The organism is Agreia pratensis, from assembly GCF_900177685.1.
GTDB classification, from domain to species: Bacteria; Actinomycetota; Actinomycetes; order Actinomycetales; family Microbacteriaceae; genus Agreia; species Agreia pratensis.
In genome coordinates this window covers 552,186-575,174 of record NZ_FXAY01000001.1, presented here as the reverse complement: position 1 = coordinate 575,174, position 22,989 = coordinate 552,186, and the positions used below count along the sequence as shown (strand labels likewise).

The following is a 22,989-nucleotide window of genomic DNA, read 5'->3' as shown; positions in this document are numbered from 1 at the left end:
GGGAAGGGTGAAGTCGAGTGAGTACGGCATTACCCGCCCTCGGTAGCAGGGGAGGCTCGAGCAACGACCAGCTCAGGCGCTACAACCTTTCGATGGTCATGACGCTCATCCACCACTCCGGTGGCTGTTCGCGGGCCGAGATCACGCGGCGAATGGGACTGAATCGGTCGACCGTCGGCGCTTTGGTAGCCGAACTGGTCGAGCTCGGGCTCGCCTTCGAGGGCGAGCCCGAATCGGTCTCCGGTCGGGTCGGTCGCCCCAGCGTGCAGGTGTTCCCGAATCCGGCCATCGTGGCGCTCGCCGTCTATCCCGACGTCGATGCGATCACCGTCTGCATCGTGGGGCTCGGCGGCGAGGTGATTCGTCGCATCCGATACGACACCGTGCGGGTGCCGACCGTGCACGAGACGGTCAACGTCGTCAAGGCGATCGTCGACGGTATGCGCGGCGAGATCGAATCCAGTTTCAGAGTCGCCGGTGTGGGCGTCGCTGTTCCCGGCCTGGTGAACTCCAACGACGGCCGTGTGCTCATCGCCCCCCACCTGGGATGGCGCGACGCCTCTCTCGCCGCGGCCCTCACCAAGGCGCTGGACTACCCGGTCTTCGCCGGCAACGATGCGAGCCTGGGCGCCATCGCCGAGAGTCTGTTCGGCATCGCGCGGGGCATGGACGATCTCGTCTACCTCAACGGCAGCGCGAGCGGTATCGGCGGCGGACTGATCATCGGCGGATCGCCGCTGCGAGGAACGAGCGGTTACGCGGGGGAGCTCGGCCACACCCTGGTGAACAACACGGGTTCGCGCTGTCACTGCGGTCGCACCGGGTGCCTCGAGACCGAGGTGAGCCTCAGCCGGCTGCTCGCCGTGCTCAAACTGGCCAGAGCCGATCAAGACGAGCTCGAGATAGCGCTCGGCGTCTCTCGCGACCCGAAGGTCATGCGAGAAGTGCAGCGGCAGATCGACATGCTCTCCGAGGCCATCTCGAACTTCGTGAACATGTTCGATCCCGAGATCGTGATTCTGGGCGGGTTCCTCGCCTCGCTGCTCAGCGTCGGGCGAGAAAGGCTGGCGGATGCCGTGCGCTTGCGTTCCATGAGCAGCATGGGTCACAGCGTGGTCATCGAAAAGGCCAGTCTGCGCTCGCGCATCATCATGGTGGGGGCGGCGGAACTCGCCTTCGCGGGTCTGCTCGACGACCCCGCCGGCTTCGCTCGTGGCGCCGCCGGGCGGGCGGATCAGCCTCGCGGGTGAGTCAGAATAGACGTGACAGCAGCGGCCGGCCGCGGTCGGCGAGGGGGAGCACGTGAGTGTCGAGCAGCCCGCCCCCCTCAGCAGAGTCGGCAACAGCAATGACCAGACGCGGCGATACAACCTCTCTACGGTGCTCACACTGCTGCACCACGGCGGATCGCGCACCCGGGCCGAGCTCACCCGCGCCACGGGCCTGAATAGATCGACGATCGCCGCGCTCGTGGGTGAACTGGGCGATCTCGGCCTGGTCTACGAGACCCAGCAGACCGATCCGGGCACGGTCGGCAGGCCCAGTCCCTTCGTTCATCTCACCGATCGTCTCCTCGCCGTTGCGGTGAATCCCGACCTCGATGCCATCACCATCGGTCTGGTGCAGCTGGGTGGCCGTGTACTCACGCGCGTTCGCCACGAGACATCGCGGGCGCCTGGACTCGAGGAGACTGTCTCGATCGTGCAGCGCGAGGTCGCGGCACTCGTCGCCGGACTCGCTGCCGACCAGCACATCGCGGGCGTGGGCATCGCGGTGCCCGGGCTGGTGCGCAGCTCCGACGGCGTCGTCACCCTGGCGCCCCACCTGCTCTGGAACGACCAGCCGCTGGCCGGGCCGATCGCAGAGGCTCTCGGCATCCCGGCTTTCGCGGCGAACGACGCCCAACTCGGGCTGGTTGCTGAGAGCCTGTTCGGCGCGGGGCGCGGCGTGGAGGACATCGTCTACCTCAACGGCTCGACCTCGGGAATCGGCGGAAGCGTGCTGGTGGCTGGCAACGCCCTGCGCGGCGCTCAGGGCTATGCCGGTGAGCTCGGCCACACGCTCGTGAACAGCAGCGGGGTCACGTGCTTCTGCGGAAAGAGCGGATGCCTCGAGACCGAGGTCAATCTGGCCCGACTCCTCGAGGCGCTGGGCACCGCACCCGTCGACGGTGACGAGTTCGATCGCATGCTGGTCGCTGCGGCCGACGACACCGTTCGCGCTGAGATTGACCGCCAGCTCGATGTGCTCGGCACGGCGCTCGGCAACTTCGTGTCGATCTTCAACCCCTCATCGATCATTCTCGGTGGGTTCCTCGGGTCGCTGTTCGCGGCGAATCCGGAGCGCTTGCAGGCGGGAATCCGCCGTGCATCGTTCGGTTCTCTCGGAGACGAGGTGACGGTCGAGCGCGCGCAGTTGCGCACGCGCCTCCTCATGGTCGGAGCGGCCGAACTCGCGTTCGGCCCGGTGCTCGCCGACCCCGCAGGTGCACTCGGGTAGTCGAAAACGTTCAGCCTGAGGGCGTCCGTGTCGTATAGCGACGCGAACCTCGTGAGGATGCACAACTCACGGACTAACGTGGCCGTTATGACCGCACCGTCGACGATCGTGTTCGCGCCGGACTCCTTCAAAGGTTCGGCGAGCGCGAGGCAGGCCGCGTCTGCGATGGCCCGCGGCTGGGCCTCCGTTCGCCCACTCGACACGCTGGTGCTGAAGCCGATGGCCGATGGCGGCGAAGGAACGCTCGACGCGTTCGAGAGCGCGGTGCCCGGTTCGACGCGAATGCCGGTCAGGGTGACCGGGCCTGACGACCGGCCCGTCGATGCGAGCTGGCTTCTGCTCGCCGATGGCACGGGAGTGATCGAGTTGGCGAGCACCAGCGGCATAACGCTGCTAAACGAGCTTCGGCCTGACGACGCGCATTCCCGTGGATTCGGTCAAGCGATCGTCTCCGCACTCGATTTCGGCGTGCGCCGCGTCGTGCTCGCCATCGGAGGCAGCTCGTCGACCGACGGCGGCGCGGGTGTTCTCGAAGAGCTCGGTGCCCGGTTCCTGGATGCCTCGGGTCGGCCCGTGCGGGCCGGGAACCGCGGCCTGCATCACCTCTCGACCACCGAGTTTCACGCGGTGCGGCCGCTGCCGCCAGGCGGCGTCGACGTGCTGTGCGATGTGACGAACCCACTGCTCGGGGCGGATGGCGCAGCGGCGGTCTACGGCCCACAGAAGGGGGCGGCGACCGCCGAGGCGGTGCACGCGCTCGAGCGAGGTCTTGCGACCCTGGCTCGATCGGTCTCGCGCGCGGGACCCGTGGCGCACCCGGATGCCGACCCGACGCATCCGGGTGCCGGCGCCGCCGGCGGAGTGGGCTTCGGCCTGCTCGTGTGGGGTGCGAGGCTCGTGCCCGGATCGACCGGCGTGGCCGAGATCTGCGAACTTCCTGCGGCGATCGCATCGTGCGACGTCGTTGTCACAGGCGAGGGGAGCTTCGACTCCCAATCGGCGGCGGGCAAAGCCGTGTCAGCTGTGCTGGCCGCGGCGAGCGTCGGCGCGACAAGGGTCGATCTCGTCGCGGGCCGTATCTCGGCGCCCACCGTGCAGTTCGCAGATGCTCTCTCGCTCTCTGTGCTCGCAGGCTCCGCGGAGGCCGCGCAGGTCGATGCGGAGCGGTGGCTCGAGGTCGCCGGCGCCGCCCTGGCCGAGCGTTTCTGACGACGCCGATGAGTCGATCTCGCGCGGATGCGTGACGAATCCGAATCAGGGGTCGAATCGATTCGGTAAGGTTGTTGCCATTCGTCTACTGCACCGATGTGCGCAAGGAATTCTGTGACCACCGACTCCATCACCGTCGCCCACCCAGGCGATAAGTTGTCGCGCCGCCAGCGCCTCGTCTACGTTCTGCTGCTCGGCGGGCTCACCGCGTTGGGGCCGCTCACGATCGACCTCTACCTGCCGGCATTTCCCATCCTCGAAGAAGATCTGGGGGTGTCGGCGGGAGCGATCCAGCTGACGCTCACCGGCACGACGATCGGGTTCGCCCTCGGCCAGTTGGTCGTCGGCCCGTGGAGCGACAGGATCGGGCGTCGACTTCCTCTGATCATCGCGACGCTGCTGCACATCGCGGCCTGTGTCGGCGCTGCAGTGTCGCCGGAGATCGTGACACTGGGCGTCTTCCGCGTACTGCAGGGTGCAGGCGCCGCGGCGGGTGGAGTGGTCGCCATGGCCATGGTGCGTGATCTGTTCGGCGGCCGTCCACTGGTTCGCATGCTGTCTCGCCTGGCGCTCATCACGACCCTCGCGCCCTTGCTCGCCCCGCTCATCGGATCGCAGATGCTGCGCTTCACCGACTGGCGAGGAATCTTCTGGGCTCTCGCCATCTACGGGGTGCTCGTGGTTGTCGCGGTCTGGCTCTGGATCGTCGAGACGCTGCCCAAGGAACGCCCGCGCGACGGCGGGCACTCGACGCTGCGCCAGCGCTACAGATCGGTTCTGACCGATCGCATCTTCATCGGCGTGGCCCTGATCGGTGGCATGACTTTTGCCGGCCTCTTCACCTATCTGTCGGCCTCGTCGTTCCTCTTTCAGCTCGTGTACAAGCTCGACCCCCAGCAGTACGGGCTTCTCTTCGCCATCAACTCGATCGGTATCGCGGCGGGCACGCAGATATCGGCTCGGCTCACGAAATACGTCGCTCCGCAGTGGATTCTGGCGGGAACGACCACGATGATGCTCCTCTGCGCCATCGCCATCGTGGTGCTCGATTCGGCTGGAGTGGGCCTGATCGGAATCCTTGTTCCGCTCTGGTTCTTCATCGCCTCGTGCGGCTTCGGGTTCCCGTGCGTTCAGGTGCTCGCACTCGATCGGCACGGCCGTGAGGCGGGCACCGCGGCGGCGCTCCTCGGCGCAGTGAACTTCGGACTCGCAGGCCTCATCTCTCCGGTCGTCGGGTTCCTCGGCATCACCAGCGCTGTGCCGATGGGAGCGGTCATGGCCGTCACAGCGGCCGTGGCCGTGGCGTCGCTGTGGTTGATCGTGCGCCCGTCGACGGTGCCCGCGCTCGGGCACTGACACCGATCGCAAGCCCTCCTCGCTTTTTCGACTGAGCCGGTACGGTCGGGGAATGACGACAGAGCTGCCAGGAGACAAGACGCAGCAGAGCGTCGATCAGAAGACCCGCAGGGTGCAGCGGTTCTGGCCCCTCGTCAGCGCGTTCGCCGTTCTTGTGGTGGCCGTGTTGATTGGTGCGCTCGTAATGGTGCGCGGCGCCGGCAATCCGCTCGGTTTCGACACCGAGTGGATGGATGAGATTCTCGAGCATCGCTCGCCGGTGTGGGAGGTTCCCTCTCTGGCGATGAACTACCTCGGGGGAGGAGTCATCGGGGTCTTCATCGTTCCGCTCGCCATCATCGCGGCGCTCTGCCTGTTTCGTCGGCTCTGGGCCGCCCTCTATTTCACGGTCGCGACGATTATGTCAGCGGGGCTCGTTCAGCTCTTGAAGGGCCTCTTCGGCAGGGCCAGGCCCGAGGAGATTCTGGTGCACGCGGACTTCGGGTCGTTTCCGTCGGGCCACGTCGCGAACGCCACGACGATGGCGGTGGTGCTCGCCGTCATCCTGCGTCGCACCTGGGTCTGGGTCGCCGGTGTCGTCTACGTGATTCTGATGCTGCTGAGCCGAACCTACCTCGGCGCCCACTGGCTGAGCGATACCGTCGGCGGGCTTCTCCTCGGCGTCGGCGTCGCGGTCATCGTGTGGGCTCCGATCGCCAACCGGTTGTACCGGGAGAACGAGCGTCGGCACCGATTCGCATCTGAAGCGGTGGGGAAAAATTCTCCTCTTCGCTGATTGAGCAGGTCGTTCAGCGGCCGACGTCTCGAGACCAGCGCACCCTGAGATGTCTCAAATGGCGACCTGCGCCCACCGCGGAGCAGCCATCCGTGCCACCTCAGCACAGAATCTACCGATCTACGGCACGCTCGCACCCCTGAGATGTCACAAGCGGCGGCTTCCCCGCCCGCGGATGCCGCCATATGCGCCACCTCAGCGCGTGCTTCGTGCTCGCCCGCAGTCGATAGTGCGCATTTCTGCAACGTTGTAGTCTCAACCCGTGGCCATAACCCTGCATGATGTCGCCCGATTGGCGGGCGTGTCGATCAAGACCGTCTCGAACGTCATCAACGACTATCCACACATCAGGCCGGCCACCAGAAAAAAGGTCGAAGCCGCGATCGACGAGCTCGGTTATCAGCCGAATCTCTCGGCGCGCAGCCTGCGCTCGGGCCGCTCCGGCGTGATCAGTCTGCTCATCCCCGACCTGCGCAACGCCTATTTCGCCGAGCTGGCCGATGCGGTGATGAGGGCTGCGAGGGCAAAGGGCCTTTCGGTGATCATCGAGCAGATGCCGGGAGGAAAGAAGGAAGAGCTAGAGATTCTGCGGGGCCCTCGCATGCAGCTCGTCGACGGAATCCTCTACAGCGTGCTCGCGCTGGGGGAGGAAGACGCACATCACCTCGATAACGCCATGCCGATGGTGCTTCTCGGCGACCGCATATTCAACGGTCCGAAGGATCACGTGACCATGCAGAACACCGAGGGGGCCCGGGCAGCGACCGACCATCTGCTGTCTCTGGGGCGGCGGCGCGTCGCCGCCCTCGGAGCGCACCCCGGCGAGGTGGTGGGTTCGGCCGGCCTCAGACTCGACGGCTACCAGCAGGCTCTCGCCGAGCGAGGGGTGGAGTACGACGCGTCTCTCGTCATTCCGGTCATCAGCTGGCACAGGAAAGACGGGGCCGAGGCGATGCGCGCCTTCCTCACCAAGGGCGTGCCGTTCGACGGTCTCGTGGCCTTCAACGACTCGATGGCGTTGGGCGCGATGCGTGTGATGCAGGAGGCCGGTCTCCGGATTCCCGACGATGTCGCCGTGATCGGCTTCGACGATATCGATGAGACCCGCTACTCGATCCCGTCGCTGTCCACGATCGATCCCTCGAAGGACCAGATTGCCGAGACCGCGGTCGACCTGCTCCTCGAGCGCATCGAGCACCCTGACTCGCACGCTCCCGCGCGCGATCTCGCAACGGAATTCCACATTGTGCAACGCGAGTCGAGTGCCATCTGAGCGCCGGCTGAGCGAGCAGTGTGCGGCACCGGAACGTCGGGGTGACGCGTTCGGTATCGATTGAGCGACCGATGGGAATCTCTACTTGACACCCATCGGAGCGCGGTGCAGAATCACTTTTACAACGTTTACTTTACAACGTTGTACAAAACAAGAATTCGATGTGAGGCTTCTCGCCTCACGTCGAGCACCCCGAATCAAGGGCGATTCGCTGATGGTCACATTCATCGCTTCGTCCGCGGTTCGGCTGCTCTCGCACCCCACCGAATCCGCGACAGCATCGTCGCGGTTCTTCTTTCGAAGGGAACCATTCACAGTGAAGACCAAATCGCTTCTGGCCGTGGTGAGCGCTGGCGCTCTCCTGGCCACTCTCGCCGGCTGCTCGCCCGATGTCAGTGCAGGAGGCAGTACTGACTCCGCTGGCGGTGACGCAGGCTCGTGCAGCAACACGATCGTCAACAAAGACGCCCCTCAGGTGTCCGTCTGGGCGTGGTACCCGAACATCAACACGGTCGTGGACATGTTCAACAAATCGCACGACGACGTGCAGGTCTGCTGGTCGAACGCCGGTCAGGGCGCCGACGAATACGCCAAGTTCTCCACGGCGATCGCCGCTGGCACGGGTGCCCCCGACGTCGTCATGCTCGAGGCCGAGGTCGTTCCCGGCTTCATCCTGCAGGATGCCCTAGTCGACCTGAGCGAGCACGGTGCCGACGACGTGAAGGCGAACTTCAGCGCCGGCGCGTGGAAAGACGTCTCGAGCGGCGACTCCGTCTACGCGATTCCGGTCGACGGCGGCCCCATGGCCATGATCTATCGTGCCGACATCTTCACGAAGTACGGCATCACTGTGCCGACGACGTGGGACGAATACGCCGCGGCGGCGCAACAGCTCAAAGACGCGGGCGGCCCGTTCATGGGCGACTTCGGCAGCAACGTGCCCGCCTGGTTCACGGCTCTGATGACGCAGAACGGCCAGAAGGCCTGGGACTACGAGTCGGCCGATCCCCAGAAGATCGGCATCGATCTCAACGACGACGGCAGCAAGAAGGTCGCCGACTACTGGCAGGATCTCGTCAAGAAGGGCCTCGTCGACACGAAGGACCAGTTCAACACCGACTACATCGGCGGTCTGGCCAACGGCTCGTACGCCACGTATGTCTCGGCAGCGTGGGCTCCCGGATACCTGACCGGAGCTGGAGCCTCGACCGAGGGCGACGGCGCCGAGTGGAAGGCTGCCCCGCTCCCGCAGTGGGACCCGGCAAACCCCGTCTCCGTGAACTGGGGCGGATCCACGTTCGCTGTCACCACGCAGGCCAAGGACAAGGATCTGGCGGCGACCGTCGCCAAGGAGCTGTACGCATCCGACGAGGAGCTGCAGGACGGCGTCGACACCCAGACGATCTTCCCGCTCAACCAGAAGATGCTCGCCTCCGACGCGTTCGCCGACACCCCCGTCAAATTCTTCAACGGCCAGACAGCCAATAAGGACGTCTACATTCCGGCGGAGAACGCGTACGAGGGCTACACCTACAGTCCGTTCACCACGTACTACTACTCGGAGCTGACGAAGTCGATGGTCTCGATCATCGATGGCTCGAAGTCCGGATCGGAGTCGCTCGATGATCTGCAGAAGACCATGACCGACTACGCCAAGGCCCAGGGCTTCACCGTCAAGTAGTGCTGCTCCACCCCTTCGACAGGCTCGGGAAACCACCGTTCCCCGAGCCTGTCGTAGGGCACCACACCCGAGACCTCACCCCCAGTCGATCGAAGGACTGACATGACCAACCCCGCCGCCGTGCTGAGAGCACCGTCCCGGCGCCGCAATCTGCGTCGCCCCTGGATAGGCTGGCTCTTCATCGCTCCGTTCGGAGTGATCTTCCTCGTCTTCCTCGTAGCGCCCCTCGTCTACGCGTTCTACCTCAGCCTCTTCTCCAAGGGTCTCGCCACCGGCACGATCTTCTCCGGGGCCGGCAACTACGTCAAGGCATTCACCGATCCCGAGTTCCTCTCCGGCATCTGGTTCGTGATCCGATTCGCGGTCATCCTCATTCCCATTCAGATGGCCGTCTCGCTCGCTGCGGCGCTCGTCCTCGACGCCCTCACCACGCGACTCTCACGCTTCGCCAGACTCGCCATCTTCGTGCCCTACGCCATCCCGGCTGTGGTCGGCACCCTCATGTGGGGATTCCTCTACAGCCCGACGTTCGGGCCGCTCACCGATCTCTTCAAGGTGGTCAATCAGAGCGCACCCGAGATCCTGAGTTCGGGAAACATCTTCGGCGGGCTGCTCAACATCGTCGTCTGGCAGTGGGCCGGCTACTACATGATCATCATCTATGCGGCGCTGCGGGGCATCGACCCCAGCATCTACGAGGCCGCGCGGATCGACGGCGCCGGACCCCGCCAGATCGCGTTCCGCATCAAGGTGCCCATGATCTCGAGCGCCATGGCGCTCATCCTGGTCTTCGCCCTCATCGGCACACTGCAATTCTTCACAGAGCCGCAGGTGCTGAGGCCGATCTCGAACGGCTCGATCACGTCGAGCTTCACTCCCAACATCTACGCGTTCGATCTCGCCTTCCGGTTCTCGCAGTTCAACTACGCATCGACCATCTCGTTCTCACTCGGCATCGTGGTCTTCATCGCGGTGTACATCTTCTTATTCGCCAGCCGTAAGCGCCGGGGAGGGCTGTCATGACGACCATCACCAGAGTTTCCACGGCGAAGAAGAGGCCGAACATCACGGCGCACGTGTTTCTCGTGGCCCTGATCATCTACTTCCTGCTTCCGCTGTGGTGGCTGTTCGTGGCCAGCACCAAAGACCCGCAAGGACTCTTCACCGGCACGGGCGGCGCCCTGTGGTTCGATAAGAACTTCAACCTGCTGGCCAACATCCAGGAGCTGATCACCTACAAGGGCGGCATCTACTTCCGCTGGCTGGGCAATTCGGCTCTCTACTCCCTGCTGGGCGGTGTGGGCGCGACGATCTTGGCGGTTCTCGCCGGCTACGGCTTCGCCAAGTTCCCGTTCAAGGGGCGAGACTTCTCGTTCGCCATCCTGCTCGGCTCTGTAATGGTGCCGCTCACCGCTCTGGTCATCCCGACGTTCATGCTGATGTCTCAGCTGCACCTCACGAACACGATCTGGGCGGTCATTCTGCCGTCGCTGCTCAGCCCGTTCGGGGTGTACCTGATGAGGGTCTACGCGGCAGACGCCGTTCCCGACGAACTGCTCGACGCTGCTCGCGTCGATGGTTCAGGAGAGCTGCGCACCTTCTTGACAGTCGCGCTTCCACTGATGCGTCCGGCGGTCGTCACCGTGCTGCTGCTCTCGGTGGTCGGAACATGGAACAACTACTTTCTTCCGCTTGCCGTACTCAGCGACCAGAATCTGTACCCCGTGACCGTCGGCCTGGGCGGGTGGCAGGCGCTCGCGGCATCCAACAATGGCGGCGGAACCTCGCTCTACACGCTCATCGTCGTCGGGTCGCTCATCTCGATCATCCCGCTGGTCATCGCGTTCCTGTCGTTGCAGAAGTACTGGCAGGGCGGTCTCTCGCTCGGCGCCCTCAAGTAATCGCACGTCCTATCCACCTTTCACCCCTCTTACCTCGGGAGACACCATGGTCACCGCACGCCTCACCCTCGACCCGCACTTCGCCGTCGGCACGATCAACCGCCGCATCTTCGGCTCGTTCGTCGAACATCTCGGACGCTGCGTCTACGACGGCATCTACGAGCCCGGCCACGCGACGGCCGACGACGAGGGCTTCCGCGGCGACGTCATCGATCTGGTCAAAGAACTCGGCACCACCACCATCCGCTATCCCGGCGGGAACTTCGTCTCGGGATTCAAATGGGAGGACAGCGTCGGTCCGCGAGAAGACCGTCCGCGCCGGCTCGACCTCGCCTGGCACTCGACCGAAACCAATGAGATCGGATTGCACGAGTTCTCGTCGTGGCTGAAGAAGGTCGACAGCGAGCTGATGCTCGCTATCAACCTGGGTACCCGCGGCGTCGAGGAGGCACTCGACCTCGTCGAGTACACGAACATCCGCTCTGGTTCGACGCTGAGCGACCAGCGCATCGCCAACGGCCAGGTCGAGCCCTTCGGCGTCACCATGTGGTGCCTCGGCAACGAGATGGATGGCCCGTGGCAGCTCGGTCATCGCAACGCTGAGGACTACGGCAAGATCGCGAGCCAGACGGCGAAGGCTCTGCGCCAGCTCGACGATCGAGTCGAACTCGTGGTCTGCGGATCGTCGGGTGCTCAGATGCCCACCTTCGGCTCGTGGGAGCGGACGGTGCTTCAGCACAGCTACGACGACGTGGACTACATCTCCTGCCACGCCTACTACGAAGAGAAGGGCGGAGATCTCACCAGCTTCCTCGCCTCGGGCGTCAACATGGACCACTTCATCGAGGCGGTGGTGGCGACCGCCGACAGCGTCAAGGCAGAACTGCGCTCGGACAAGCAGATCAACATCTCGTTCGACGAGTGGAACGTCTGGTACATCGATCGATACCAGTCGGTCGACAGGATCACCGACGTCGAGGAGTGGCCCGTCGCCCCGCGACTGCTCGAAGACGTGTACTCCGTCGCCGACGCGGTCGTGTTCGGCAGCCTCCTCATCTCGCTGCTGAAGCACGCCGATCGCGTTCAGTCGGCATCGCTGGCGCAACTCGTCAACGTGATCGCTCCGATCATGACCGAGCCGGGAGGAGACTCATGGCGCCAGACCACATTCTTCCCTTTCGCCACCACCTCGCGCCTCGCGCAGGGCACGGTTCTCGAGGTGCGGCTCGAGAGCGACACACACGAGACGAAGGAGTACGGCACGGTCGCCACCGTCGACGCTGTCGCAACGGTCGACGCCGAAGCCGGAACAGCAGCCGTCTTCCTCGTGAATCGCAGCGAGACCGACGAGGCCACGGTCACGATCGACATGGCCGCGCTGGGAGACCTGCGGCTGCTCGAGGCGTCAACCCTCGCCGATGACGACGTCTACGCCGCGAACACCCTTGCTGATCAGAACCGCGTCGGGCTCACCCCCAACACGTCCGCTGTGATCGCCGACGGTGTCATCACGATCACCCTGCCCGCAGTCTCGTGGAGCGCGGTGAGCCTGGGGTAGCGTTCACCCATGAGGATTCTCCTGGTCGGTGCCGGCGGCGTCGGTGACGCTATTGCCAAGATCGCAGCGCGGCGGTCGTTCTTCGAACAGATCGTCGTCACCGACTACGACGTCGCGCGCGCTCAGCGCACCGTCGACTGGATCGCGTCGAAGCACGGCAGCGAGGTCGCCGGCCGATTCGCGGTCGACGCGATCGACGCATCCGACCCCGACAACGTCGCCGACGTCGCCACGAGGCACGGCGCAACCCACGTGATGAACGCCGTCGAGCCCAAGTTCGTGCCCACGATCTTCGCGGGTGCGCTCGCGGCCGGCGCCGACTACCTCGACATGGCCATGAGTCTCTCGGAGCCGCACCCCACCGACCCGCACTCCGAGACGGGCGTCAAACTCGGCGACGATCAATTCGCCCAGGCGGCCGACTGGGAGACAGCGGGCCGGCTCGCACTCGTGGGAATCGGTGTGGAGCCAGGGCTCAGCGACGTGTTCGCGCGCTATGCCGCCGATCACCTGTTCAGTGAGATCGACGAGCTCGGCACACGCGACGGCGCCAACCTCGTGGTGCGTGACGAGGCCGGCAACGAGATCTTCGCGCCCTCCTTCTCGATCTGGACCACGATCGAGGAATGCCTGAACCCTCCCGTCATCTGGGAGAAGGAGCGCGGCTGGTTCACCACACCGCCGTTCTCCGAGCCCGAGATCTTCACCTTTCCCGAGGGTATCGGCGACGTCGAGTGTGTGAACGTCGAGCACGAAGAGGTTCTGCTCATGCCCCGCTGGGTCGATGCCAAGCGCGTCACCTTCAAGTACGGGCTGGGCAACGAGTTCATCGGCATTCTGAAGACCCTGCACCAGCTCGGTCTCGACTCCACTGTTCCCGTGCGGGTGCGCTCGGCCGAAAGGCCCGTCGAGGTGGCGCCCCGCGATGTGGTTGCCGCCGGACTTCCCGACCCGGCGACCCTCGGCCCACGCATGACCGGCAAGACCTGCGCCGGGCTGTGGGTCACCGGCACCGGCGTCGATGGGCGTCCCCGCGAGGTCTACCTCTATCACGTGGCAGACAACGAGTGGACGATGCGCGAGTACGAGGCGCAGTGCGTGGTGTGGCAGACGGCGTTGAACCCCGTGATCGCACTCGAGCTGCTCAGCACGGGTGCATGGTCTGGGGTCGGCGTCCTCGGCCCGGAGGCCTTCGACGCCCGCGTCTACCTCGAGCTGATGCAGGCTCCCGAGTCCGACGGGGGTTACGGGCAGGCGTGGGGTCTCGAAGACCGACTCGTTCCTCTCGTATCGTGAGCGGGCCGCGCGCATGAAGATCGAGCGCGTGACCCTGCATCGCCTCGCCATGCCCCTCGTCAGGCCTTTCGAGACGAGCTTCGGAATCCAGACCGAACGCGACGTGCTTCTCGTGCACCTCGTCACCTCCGACGGAGTCGAGGGCTGGGGCGAATGCGTGGCCGGAGCCGACCCCGTGTATTCGAGCGAGTACGTCTCTGGTTGCGAGTACGTGATCGAGAACTACCTGGTGCCCGCCATCCTGGCCGGGCCCGACGTGTCGGCCGAGACACTGGATGCGCGGCTGGGCTTCGTGGTGGGCAACCGCATGGCGAAGGCCGCCGTCGAGGCGGCGGTTCTGGATGCCCAGCTGCGCGCATCCGGAATCTCATTCGGGAGTTACCTCGGTGCCGTGCGCGACGAGGTCGACTGCGGGGTCTCGGTGGGCATCGCACCATCGATAGACGAGCTGCTCGACGAGGTCTCGGGTTATGTGTCGGAGGGGTACCGGCGCATCAAGTTGAAGATCAGGCCCGGCTGGGATCTGGAGCCCGTGGGCGCGGTGCGCGCGCTGCTCGGTGATGCCGCCCTGCTGCAGGTCGATGCGAATACGGCCTATACGCGAGAAGACATCGATCATCTGCGCGAGCTCGATCAATTCGGTCTGGTGCTCATCGAGCAGCCCTTCGTCGAAGACGACATCGCGGGCCATGCCATTCTCGCGGCCGCCATCGATACTCCGGTCTGCCTCGACGAGTCCATCACGTCGGCGGACATCGCGCGCGATGCGATCGAGCGTGATGCGACATCGATCATCAACGTCAAGCCGGGGCGGGTCGGGGGATACCTCGAGTCGGTGCGCATTCACGACGTGTGTGCAGAGCGCGACGTCGCCGCGTGGGTCGGCGGCATGCTCGAGACGGGATTGGGCAGGGCCGCCAACGTCGCCCTCGCGGCGCTGCCCGGATTCACCCTTCCGGGAGACACCTCGGCATCGCGTCGGTACTACGCAGAAGACCTCACAGAACCCTTCGAGCTCGTCGACGGTCGCCTCCGGGTTCCGACGGGGCCGGGCACGGGAGTGGCGGTGCGCCCGGAACTCGTCGCATCCTGGGCGACCCGCCGTCCGCTGCTGCTGCACTGAGCGAGCACGCCGTCCGTGAGTAGAGTTTGGTCATGACGAACGCCGACGGTTCTCTTCAGGATGCTGCTGCCGCACTCGCGCAGGCGAGGGCTGCGGCCGCCGCGGCGCAGGCTGCTGCGGATGCGGCTCAGGCCGCTCTCGACGAGGCGACGCAGCGGGCGGAAGCCGCGGCGGCTGCGGACGCCGACCCGGCGCCTTCCGGGCCTTCGGCGCCCACCCGGCCCGTCGCATCCGGGCCCCTCAGCGACGCAGCGGTCGAGGCCGTTCGCGCGGGCTACGACTTCGAAGGAGAGGCTGTGCAGATGGGGGCGCTCGTCAACGGCGAGGCGCTTGCCGATGTGCAGGTGCGTATTCCCCTCGGCATGATCGCGCGGCACGGACTCGTCGCCGGGGCCACAGGGACGGGCAAGACGAAGACACTGCAGGGCCTTGCCGAGCAGCTCTCCGCGGCGGGCGTGCCCGTGTTCGCAGCAGACATCAAGGGTGACCTGTCGGGCATCGCCACCGCTGGCGCGCCGAGCGACAAACTCATGGAGCGCACCCGGGGGATCGGGCAGGATTGGAGACCGACCGCGTTTCCCACCGAGTACTTCACGCTGGGCGGCCTCGGCACCGGAGTGCCGATCCGAGCCACGATCACCAGCTTCGGCCCCCTGCTGCTGTCGAAGGTTCTCGGTCTCAATGAGACGCAGGAGTCGAGCCTCGGGCTCGTGTTCCACTACGCCGACTCGCAGGGTCTCCCACTCATCGACCTCTCCGACCTGCGCTCGGTTCTGAGTTATCTGCAGAGCGACGAGGGCAAGGGCGAGCTGAAAGAACTCGGCGGCCTCGCACCGGCCACCGTCGGCGTGATCCTGCGAGAGCTCATCACGTTCGCCGACCAGGGCGCCGATGTGTTCTTCGGCGAACCCGAGATCGACACGGCCGACTTCCTGCGGCTCGCGTCCGACGGTCGGGGCATCGTCAGTCTGCTCGAGGTTCCCGGCGTGCAGGACAAGCCCGCCTTGTTCTCCACCTTCCTCATGTGGCTGTTGGCCGACCTCATGAACGACCTCCCCGAAGTCGGAGACATCGACAAGCCGAAGCTCGTGTTCTTCTTCGACGAGGCCCATCTGCTCTTCGCCGACGCGTCGAAGGATTTCCTCGCCGCCATCACGCAGACGGTGCGCCTGATCCGATCGAAGGGCGTGGGCATCTTCTTCGTCACTCAGACCCCGAAGGACGTTCCTGGCGATGTGCTCGCCCAGCTCGGTTCGAGAGTGCAGCACCAGCTTCGAGCGCACACCCCAGACGACGCCAAGGCTCTTCGGCAGACCGTGCAGACCTATCCGGTGAGCGAGTACGACCTGGGCGAGGTAGTGCAGAGTCTGGCCATCGGCGAGGCGATCGTCACGGTGATGAACGAGAAGGGTGCTCCGACACCGGTCGCGTGGACGCGGATGCGCGCCCCTCAGGGATCGATGGATCCGACACCGGCGACCGAGATGCAGGCTACTGTGCAGGCGTCACCGCTGTTGAGCCGCTACGGAGTCGCGGTCGATCCGGACTCGGCGAAGGAGATGTTGGCGCGTCGGCTCGAGGCGGCTGCGGCAACCGCCGCCCGGGCGGAGGCAGAAGAGATTGCCTCACGTGAGGCGGCGAAGGGCGAGAAGGAGCGATCGGCCGCTCAGAAGAAGATCGACGCTGAATACGATCGAATGGCCCGGCAAACCCAGCCTCGCCGCACGACGCGCAGCTCGTCGTCTCGGAGCGCATCGAAGACGCCGATCGAGCAGGTGCTCGCTTCACCTGTCGCGAAGACGATTCTCTCCGAGGTGATGCGCGGAATCTTCGGCAACGCTCGTCGACGCTGACCGGCCGACGCGTCTGACCCCCACTCTTTCGGAAGGGGAGCTGGCCAGAATGGGGCGATGCGGTCTAGCGCACCACGAGGTTCTCGGGCGACATGAGAAGGATGAGCAGAAGAGACAACGCCGCCATCGCGCCCGCCGCGACCGCTACCCCGAGCCACGGCCAGCGCTCGAACCAGTAGAGGATCGGCGAGTAGTCGCGGCGCAACTCGGCCCGTGTCAACGGCTCCTCGATTCGCTTCACGGGAACGTCGAATGCCGAGGCCATGGCCTCGATGCTGTCGGAAGACCAGAACTGCCCGCGCATCCGCAGGAGCGCTTCGCCGTTCGTATCGAGGAGAAAGAGCTGTCGAACGGTATCGAGCGATTGACCTCGATAGGCGGTGATGATGAGCACGCTCTCGATGCGTTTGCTCGCGACCCGGTTGCTCGTGAAGAAACCGCGTTCGGAGACGCAATCGTGCGCGAGGCGAATCGAGACGCGCGAGAGAAGGAACGATGCTGTCGCGTAGATGGCGGTCACGACGAGCAGGGCGACGAAGACCCGCGGCCACGTTCCCCGCGGGATCGAGAACCAGAACACGGCCGCGAAGACCGGGATGAGCAGCGCCGCCGTGACAAGACGGGTTTGCCCGTGCAATTGGGCTATAGGGCGAAGGATGCGGTCGGTGCGCGACGGGGGATTCTGTATCACCGCGACCTCGATCCTTCGATGCAGCGCCACAAGTTGGCACGCCTGCTTCGATAATCGTAGGTCGCGACCTGATGCGCTCGACAGCCGCATTAATGAGGACATGCCGAGCAGAACGGGCTCCTAGCCGGCGGCGACCGTTTCGCTCGATCCGAGCAGCTCGACGGCCACATCGGCGAGGCGCTCGATGAGCTCGTCGGAGGCTGGCTTGTGCAGCACGAGTTCGCTGAAATACACCGGGCCGACGAGCTCGACGAACTGCTCGATCGATACCGGTCCCACCAGTTCGCGCAACTGCTCCAGGCGCTTGCCGCTCATGTCGTCCATAGACGCCACGGCCTTGTCCTCCTGTGTTGCGTGGTGAATCAGCGATGTCAGAGCGACCTTGGTGATGGGCTCGTGAATGCCGTCGCGCACGCTGTTGAGGAAGTGCACGACGCGTTCGCGGGTCGACAGGCCCTCCGGGTCGAATCCGTCGGAGCCCGGCGCGAGGCTGACGGCCTCGCTGATGACCTGCTCGATCGTGCCCCAGTGCACGTACAGTGTGCGGCGGGAAACCTCAGCCTCTTTCGCGAGACTGCTCAGCGTGATGGTCTCACCGTTGCGCTCGGAGAGCATGCGGCGCGTCGTCTCGAGGACGTGCAGGCGGGTTCTTTTGATTCGAGGATCGGTCACGGAAGCAATGATAGGCGGTACGTATCCTTTGCAGCATGCGCTTGACTGGAGTCGCGACGCCCTGTAGGTGTTTTCCAAGATTTCACCAATACCGTCGGATGTGCCCGAGCGGAAGAGCAAGCATCTCGAACTGCACATATTTCACCTCCTGAATCACCCCGAGAACTTCAGATCGCCGGTCAGAGGCGCAAATGAGCGTGATGCCGAGGTGGAGCGGCCGCATCGGGGATGCGTTTTATACAAAACAGTACGTCTCTAAAAGTGAAGGAGTCATCATGGCCGTCATCGGCTCATCCGATCTCGCTGTCTTTCCGCTCGCCCTGGGCGGCAACACCTTCGGGTGGACCAGTGATGAGGCGTCGTCGCGTGATGTGCTCGACGCGTTCGTGGCCGACGGTGGTGACCTCATCGACACGGCAGACGGCTACTCGGCATGGGTGCCCGGCAACACGGGTGGTGAGTCGGAGTCGATCATCGGCCGTTGGATGACGGACCGGGGTAATCGATCGAACGTCGTCATCTCGACGAAGGTGAGCCAGCACCCCGAGTTCCGTGGGCTCTCAGCCGCCAACGTCGCAGCCGCAGCCGACGCGAGCCTCGCCCGCCTGTCAACCGACTACATCGACCTCTACTACGCGCACTTCGACGACGAGAACACGCCGCTCGAAGAAACGGTCGCCGCGTTCGACGCACTGATCAAGGCTGGCAAGATCCGCCATGTCGGTATCTCCAACTTCTCGGCCGAGCGCGTATCGGAGTGGGTCGGCATCGCCAGGCGCAACGGCTTCGCGGCGCCGGTGGCGCTTCAGCCGCATTACAACCTCGTGCACCGGTCAGACTTTGAAGAACACCTCGCGCCCGTCGCCGAGCGCGCACAATTGGGCGTTCTTCCTTACTTCGGGCTGGCCGCCGGCTTTCTCACAGGCAAGTACCGCACTGCCGCAGATCTCGATCAGAGCAGTCGGGGTGCGGGCGCAAAGGGCTACTTGACCGACGAGGGTCTCGGCGTCGTATCGGCCCTGGCGACGATTGCGGATGCGCGGGGCGTCGCGATCGCCAGCGTCGCGCTGGCCTGGTTGCTGGCTCGCCCGACCGTCGTCGCGCCGATTGCCAGCGCGCGAACGCGCGCTCAGCTGCCTGATCTGCTCGAGGGTGCGCGTCTCGAACTCACGGGCCAGGAGATCGCACTTCTCGACGACGCGTCGGCCGGCTTCTAGGCCTTGATCGATGCTGCGCCGGAGACCCGGCGTAGCTCGAGGCGCAATTCGAGTTCGCTCATGACCATGGCTGCAAGATCGCCCAGTGTCTGCAGGTCGGCCGTGGTCGTCTCGCGAGGCTCGAAGTCGAGCACGCAGAGCGTGCCGAGATTGTGGCCGTCACGGGTGGTCAGCGGAACGCCCGCGTAATACCTCAGCCCGAACTCCCCGGCCACGAGTGGATTCGCCATCGCCCTCGGATCGAATGTGGCGTCGTCTACAACCCATGGTTCGCCACCGAGGATGGCGGAGGCGCACAGGCCGGCGTCGCGACCGATCTCGGAGACCTCGAGCCCATGGTGCGACTTGAACCAGATGCGGTCGAAGTCGACGATGCTGACGATGGCGACGGGCACGTCGAACAGTCGGGCGGCCAGGGCTGTGATGCGGTCGAATGCCCCATCGGGCGGGGTGTCGAGCACGTCGTAGCGCCGGACGGCCGCGAGCCTTGTCGCTTCGTCGCTCGGCAGCATGCCCGCATCGGGGGCACTGTGTCGGCCGGAGTCGGCGAGGAAAGCACGCCGGAAGAACAGAATGATCTCACCCAGAGCGGGCCTGTCAGAGATGGAGCGCGATGTCATTCCCGTGAGCAGGATGCGCCAATCCACCGGCAGATCGTCGGGGACCTCAGGGTCGTCGATGAGGCGCGCCATCGCCGCCTGAAGCTTCGGCCCGCTGAAGGAGGGCACCCCGCTCAGGCATTCGAGAAGGACGAGTCCGAGTGAATACACGTCGCTCGCCGGCCCGAGAGCTTCGCCTCGCGCTTGCTCAGGGCTCAGATACGCGGCCGTTCCGGTGGCCGAGCCTTCGCTGGCGGGCAGCCCGTTGCGCGACTGTGCGATACCGAAGTCGGCGAGCTTGGCCCGGGTGCGAACGCCGTGCTCTGTGTACTCGGCCAGCAGAATGTTCGCGGGCTTGACGTCGCGATGCACGACCCCGTGGTGGTGTGCGTACTCGAGTCCTTCTGCCAGATCGTAGGCGAGCTGGGCGACCTGACGTCTGACTAGCGGCCCTTCAGCGAGAGCCTCTTTGAGGTTCTTGCCCTTGACGAGCTCCATCACGAGAAAACGGCGAGGGCTTGCGGGGTCCGTTCGGTCGATCCCCGCGTCGTGCAGGGTGACGAGGCTCGGGTGGTTGAGGCTGGCCAGCACGGCCAACTCGTGGTGCTGGCGAGCGAGTTCCTCGGTATTCGCCGGGGCAGGCTCGAAGAGTTTCACGGCCACGTCTCGGCCGAGCAGTTGGTCATGGGCGCGATAGACCGAGGCCATGCCGCCCTTGCCCACGAACGAATCGATGCGATATCGGTCGTGCAGCACGGAGTACGGATGTTGTGACGCCGTCTCGCTCATCGTGCAGCCCCATCCCCCGTGGATGCCGTTCACCCCTCTATGTGATCGTAGGGGCGGATCCGATGGAACCTCACCATTGAAATCAGGGGTTGACGAGCGGTATACACCCGTGCTGTAACGAGCGCAACCGCTTTGTACGCTCATCGTGCATCCCATGTTGCGTGCCGCACAAGCACAAAAGGCCAAATTGTTTGCGAGGATTGTCTGATGCCCGAAAAGCCCGAACTCGATATTCAGCACGTTGCATGGTCCGACCCGCGCGCGATCGCCTTGCGCGACGTCATGGATGCGGAGATGGAGGTGCGGTATGGCCTGTCGAGCCCGGCCGACGCCGAGCTGTCGGAGGCGATCCACCGTGCGCTCGCGGTCGACGAGTCGACGGTCGTCGACACAGTACTGCTCGTCGACGACGGCGTGCCCGTCGCGCACGCCGGGCTTCGGATGCTGCAGACCGATTCGGGTGCGGAGTGGGAGGTCAAGAGGGTTATCGTCGACGGCAGGCGACGTGGGCGAGGTCTCGGTCGCGCCCTGATGAACGAGATCATCGGCATCGCTCGACAGGGAGGTGCCCGGCGCCTCATCCTGCAGGCGGGTGATCGGCAGCCTGAAGCCGTGGGCCTCTATTCCAGCCTGGGATTCACGCCGATTCCGGTCTATGCGCCATATGCCGAACACATGCCGCAGTCCCTGTGTTTCGAGCTCATTCTGCACTGACCCGACGAGCACTTTCGATACCCTGACGGCACACGCAGTGTGAGGAGCGATCGTGGACACGAAGACAGGCCTCGATGATCTGGACGCCGACCCGAACGACGGTCGCCGCGAGACGATCACTGAGCGACTCGACCGCAACTGGGACGAGATCCTCCAGGAGCTGCGTGTCATCCAGACCGGAACGCAGATTCTCACGGGTTTTCTTCTGGCCGCCGTCTTTCAGAGCAGGTTCAGCGACCTCGACGACTATCAGAAGATCGTTTACGCCTCGCTGGTCACGGTCACGATACTCACGACCGTTATGGGGCTCGCCCCGGTGAGCGTGCATCGCATCCTGTTCAGGCGGCACGCGAAGGCCACGATCGTGGGGGCCACAGACCGCTTTCTTCAGCTGACCATGGCGGGTGTCGCTGTCACTTTGGCGGGAACGGCGATGCTCATCTTCGATTTCGTTTTCGGTCGCGCGGGCGGAATCGTGGCCGGTGTCGGCGTGCTGCTCGTCGTCATTCTGCTCTGGGTGGTGGTTCCTCGCCGTCTTCGCGCACGCGTCTCCTCGAGCCTCAGCGACACTCGGCCGAGGAGCGCTCAACCAGGGGAGACCGCCGACGGGATCTCGACCTCGAAGGGGCGACTCGAGTAGCGCCGTCCGTTGATCTGCAGCTCGATCAGGTGGGTGCCCGGGTAGTGCACGCGGGTGGTCATCTGATGGATGGCGTGCCTCTTGCGTAGGCCGAGCGTCTCGCCGGGGTGTACGTCTCGCGTGCTGAGCTTGAACACCTTCTCCGCCAGTGCGCCGGAGCTTTTGACGTACGACACGACGTAATCGATCGCCAGTCTCGCGGCAGTATCGCCCTCGTTGGCGACAGTGAACGAGAAGTCGAGTGACCCCGGCAGAACGATCGTCTCGTCGGCGACCGTGATAGGCGAGACCCGCACCGTGGCGTCGGAGAACCCCATCAGCGCGAGGGCGCCGGGGTCGGCTCTCTTCACCAGCGTTCGGAGTCCATGACGGACCACCCACGCTGTGTTCGTGTCGGGTCTCTCGAGCCAGCGCGCTGCCGTCTGCACGACCAGCCCTGGGTTGTGCCGGCTCAGATCGTTCAGATGATTGGCGACCGACCGTCGCACGTACTCACTCGGATCTGTCCGCAACGCATCGAGGATCGGCACGGTCTTCTCGGGTGACGAGGTGAGCGCGGCGACGCGGACGGCCCACGGCAGGAACGGCCGGGTGCCCTCGGAGGCGAGTCGCCGCACGTGCTCGTCTCCGCTGCCGGTCCAGGGCAGAATCTTCGCCAGTGCGCGATCGAGATCTGCCGCCAGAAATCGCCGGATCGCGAACTCCGCGGAGAGGCGCGGGGTCAGCTCCGCCAGTAACTCGAGCCCGTCGTCGAAGTGCACGGGTTCCTCGTGCGCGTCACTCGACCAGCCGCGCAGTGCGGCTGTCGTGATCGCTTCCGACACGGGCCAGATCATCCAGCCGGCAAACGTCGGCGATCGCAGCGCCCGCCTTACGGTCGTGGTGAGCAGGCTGTAATCCGACTCGTCGGCCACTATCGCCTCAGCCACGAGGTCGCTCCGCGCCCGCAGCTGCAGGCCGTCGACGTGCTCAGCCGACTCTTCTACGGAGCCCCAGGCGCGCGTGCCATCTGCCTCGCGAAGAAGCCCAACCAAGCTCAGAACCGTACTTCTATCGATCAACTCGTTCATCACGCCCATGGCGTCACGCTACTCGGCTCGGAGGACAGATGAGGGCGAGCCACTGTGCTGGAATGCTGGGGTG

20 protein-coding genes are annotated in these 22,989 nt (G+C 65.1%); 16 read left to right on the top strand and 4 right to left on the bottom strand.

Going from position 1 to position 22,989, the window contains the following annotated elements:
• Positions 1 to 17: 17 nt before the first annotated feature.
• From B9Y86_RS02755 to B9Y86_RS02695, 13 genes are all read left to right on the top strand, one after another.
• On the top strand, positions 18 to 1,250 hold the full coding sequence (locus tag B9Y86_RS02755; RefSeq protein ID WP_244894601.1) for an ROK family transcriptional regulator: 1,233 nt from the start codon (positions 18 to 20) through the stop codon (positions 1,248 to 1,250).
• A gap of 52 nt (positions 1,251 to 1,302) precedes the next feature.
• A complete protein-coding gene (locus tag B9Y86_RS02750; protein ID WP_085482693.1) occupies positions 1,303 to 2,499 on the top strand; it encodes an ROK family protein in 1,197 nt (398 codons plus the stop codon).
• Between the two features lie 87 nt (positions 2,500 to 2,586).
• A complete protein-coding gene (locus tag B9Y86_RS02745; RefSeq protein WP_085482691.1) occupies positions 2,587 to 3,708 on the top strand; it encodes a glycerate kinase in 1,122 nt (373 codons plus the stop codon).
• A 114-nt stretch (positions 3,709 to 3,822) separates the two neighbouring features.
• Positions 3,823 to 5,064, top strand: a complete 1,242-nt coding sequence (locus B9Y86_RS02740) for a multidrug effflux MFS transporter (protein WP_244894600.1) — start codon at positions 3,823 to 3,825, stop codon at positions 5,062 to 5,064.
• Between the two features lie 52 nt (positions 5,065 to 5,116).
• Entirely contained in the window at positions 5,117 to 5,839 is a 723-nt protein-coding gene (locus tag B9Y86_RS02735; RefSeq protein ID WP_085482687.1) for a phosphatase PAP2 family protein, read from the top strand.
• Between the two features lie 262 nt (positions 5,840 to 6,101).
• Positions 6,102 to 7,112, top strand: a complete 1,011-nt coding sequence (locus B9Y86_RS02730; protein WP_085482685.1) for a LacI family DNA-binding transcriptional regulator — start codon at positions 6,102 to 6,104, stop codon at positions 7,110 to 7,112.
• A gap of 316 nt (positions 7,113 to 7,428) precedes the next feature.
• A complete protein-coding gene (locus B9Y86_RS02725; protein ID WP_085483734.1) occupies positions 7,429 to 8,793 on the top strand; it encodes an ABC transporter substrate-binding protein in 1,365 nt (454 codons plus the stop codon).
• 102 nt (positions 8,794 to 8,895) lie between these two features.
• Positions 8,896 to 9,816: a carbohydrate ABC transporter permease gene (locus tag B9Y86_RS02720; protein ID WP_085482683.1), complete on the top strand. Its 921-nt coding sequence runs from the start codon at positions 8,896 to 8,898 to the stop codon at positions 9,814 to 9,816.
• Positions 9,813 to 10,694, top strand: coding sequence for a carbohydrate ABC transporter permease (locus B9Y86_RS02715; protein WP_085482681.1), 882 nt, complete (start codon positions 9,813 to 9,815; stop codon positions 10,692 to 10,694). Before B9Y86_RS02720 ends, B9Y86_RS02715 begins: the two co-directional genes overlap by 4 nt.
• Positions 10,695 to 10,740: 46 nt before the next feature.
• A complete protein-coding gene (arfA, locus tag B9Y86_RS02710) occupies positions 10,741 to 12,252 on the top strand; it encodes an arabinosylfuranosidase ArfA (RefSeq protein WP_085482679.1) in 1,512 nt (503 codons plus the stop codon).
• Positions 12,253 to 12,261: 9 nt separating this feature from the next.
• Positions 12,262 to 13,548, top strand: a complete 1,287-nt coding sequence (locus tag B9Y86_RS02705; RefSeq protein WP_085482677.1) for a saccharopine dehydrogenase family protein — start codon at positions 12,262 to 12,264, stop codon at positions 13,546 to 13,548.
• A 28-nt stretch (positions 13,549 to 13,576) separates the two neighbouring features.
• Positions 13,577 to 14,671 (top strand): o-succinylbenzoate synthase, encoded by a 1,095-nt coding sequence (gene menC / locus B9Y86_RS02700; RefSeq protein WP_425319455.1) that lies wholly within the window; start codon positions 13,577 to 13,579, stop codon positions 14,669 to 14,671.
• Between the two features lie 32 nt (positions 14,672 to 14,703).
• Complete coding sequence (locus tag B9Y86_RS02695) at positions 14,704 to 16,524, top strand: helicase HerA-like domain-containing protein (RefSeq protein WP_085482673.1); 1,821 nt, start codon at positions 14,704 to 14,706, stop codon at positions 16,522 to 16,524.
• Positions 16,525 to 16,588: 64 nt separating this feature from the next.
• Here the strand turns inward: B9Y86_RS02695 and B9Y86_RS02690 are convergent, their stop codons facing one another.
• Both B9Y86_RS02690 and B9Y86_RS02685 read right to left on the bottom strand, forming a co-directional pair.
• Positions 16,589 to 17,215 carry a hypothetical protein gene (locus tag B9Y86_RS02690; protein ID WP_139824693.1) on the bottom strand — a complete coding sequence of 209 codons (627 nt, stop codon included), beginning with the start codon at positions 17,213 to 17,215 and terminating at the stop codon, positions 16,589 to 16,591.
• A 120-nt stretch (positions 17,216 to 17,335) separates the two neighbouring features.
• Positions 17,336 to 17,887 carry a TetR/AcrR family transcriptional regulator gene (locus tag B9Y86_RS02685; RefSeq protein WP_176223230.1) on the bottom strand — a complete coding sequence of 184 codons (552 nt, stop codon included), beginning with the start codon at positions 17,885 to 17,887 and terminating at the stop codon, positions 17,336 to 17,338.
• Between the two features lie 275 nt (positions 17,888 to 18,162).
• On the opposite strand from B9Y86_RS02685, the gene B9Y86_RS02680 reads away from it, so the two are divergent.
• Positions 18,163 to 19,104 (top strand): aldo/keto reductase, encoded by a 942-nt coding sequence (locus B9Y86_RS02680; protein WP_085482667.1) that lies wholly within the window; start codon positions 18,163 to 18,165, stop codon positions 19,102 to 19,104.
• On the opposite strand, the gene B9Y86_RS02675 is transcribed toward B9Y86_RS02680, so the two are convergent.
• A complete protein-coding gene (locus B9Y86_RS02675) occupies positions 19,101 to 20,492 on the bottom strand; it encodes a GAF domain-containing serine/threonine-protein kinase (RefSeq protein WP_085483731.1) in 1,392 nt (463 codons plus the stop codon). The genes B9Y86_RS02680 and B9Y86_RS02675 overlap by 4 nt on opposite strands.
• 207 nt (positions 20,493 to 20,699) lie before the next feature.
• Between B9Y86_RS02675 and B9Y86_RS02670 the strand changes: the two genes are divergently transcribed.
• Both B9Y86_RS02670 and B9Y86_RS02665 read left to right on the top strand, forming a co-directional pair.
• Positions 20,700 to 21,206, top strand: coding sequence for a GNAT family N-acetyltransferase (locus B9Y86_RS02670; RefSeq protein WP_085482665.1), 507 nt, complete (start codon positions 20,700 to 20,702; stop codon positions 21,204 to 21,206).
• Between the two features lie 52 nt (positions 21,207 to 21,258).
• Complete coding sequence (locus B9Y86_RS02665) at positions 21,259 to 21,846, top strand: DUF6328 family protein (RefSeq protein WP_217809154.1); 588 nt, start codon at positions 21,259 to 21,261, stop codon at positions 21,844 to 21,846.
• Here B9Y86_RS02665 and B9Y86_RS02660 read toward each other — a convergent pair.
• On the bottom strand, positions 21,792 to 22,925 hold the full coding sequence (locus B9Y86_RS02660) for a DNA alkylation repair protein (RefSeq protein ID WP_085482663.1): 1,134 nt from the start codon (positions 22,923 to 22,925) through the stop codon (positions 21,792 to 21,794). The genes B9Y86_RS02665 and B9Y86_RS02660 overlap by 55 nt on opposite strands.
• Positions 22,926 to 22,989: the final 64 nt, after the last annotated feature.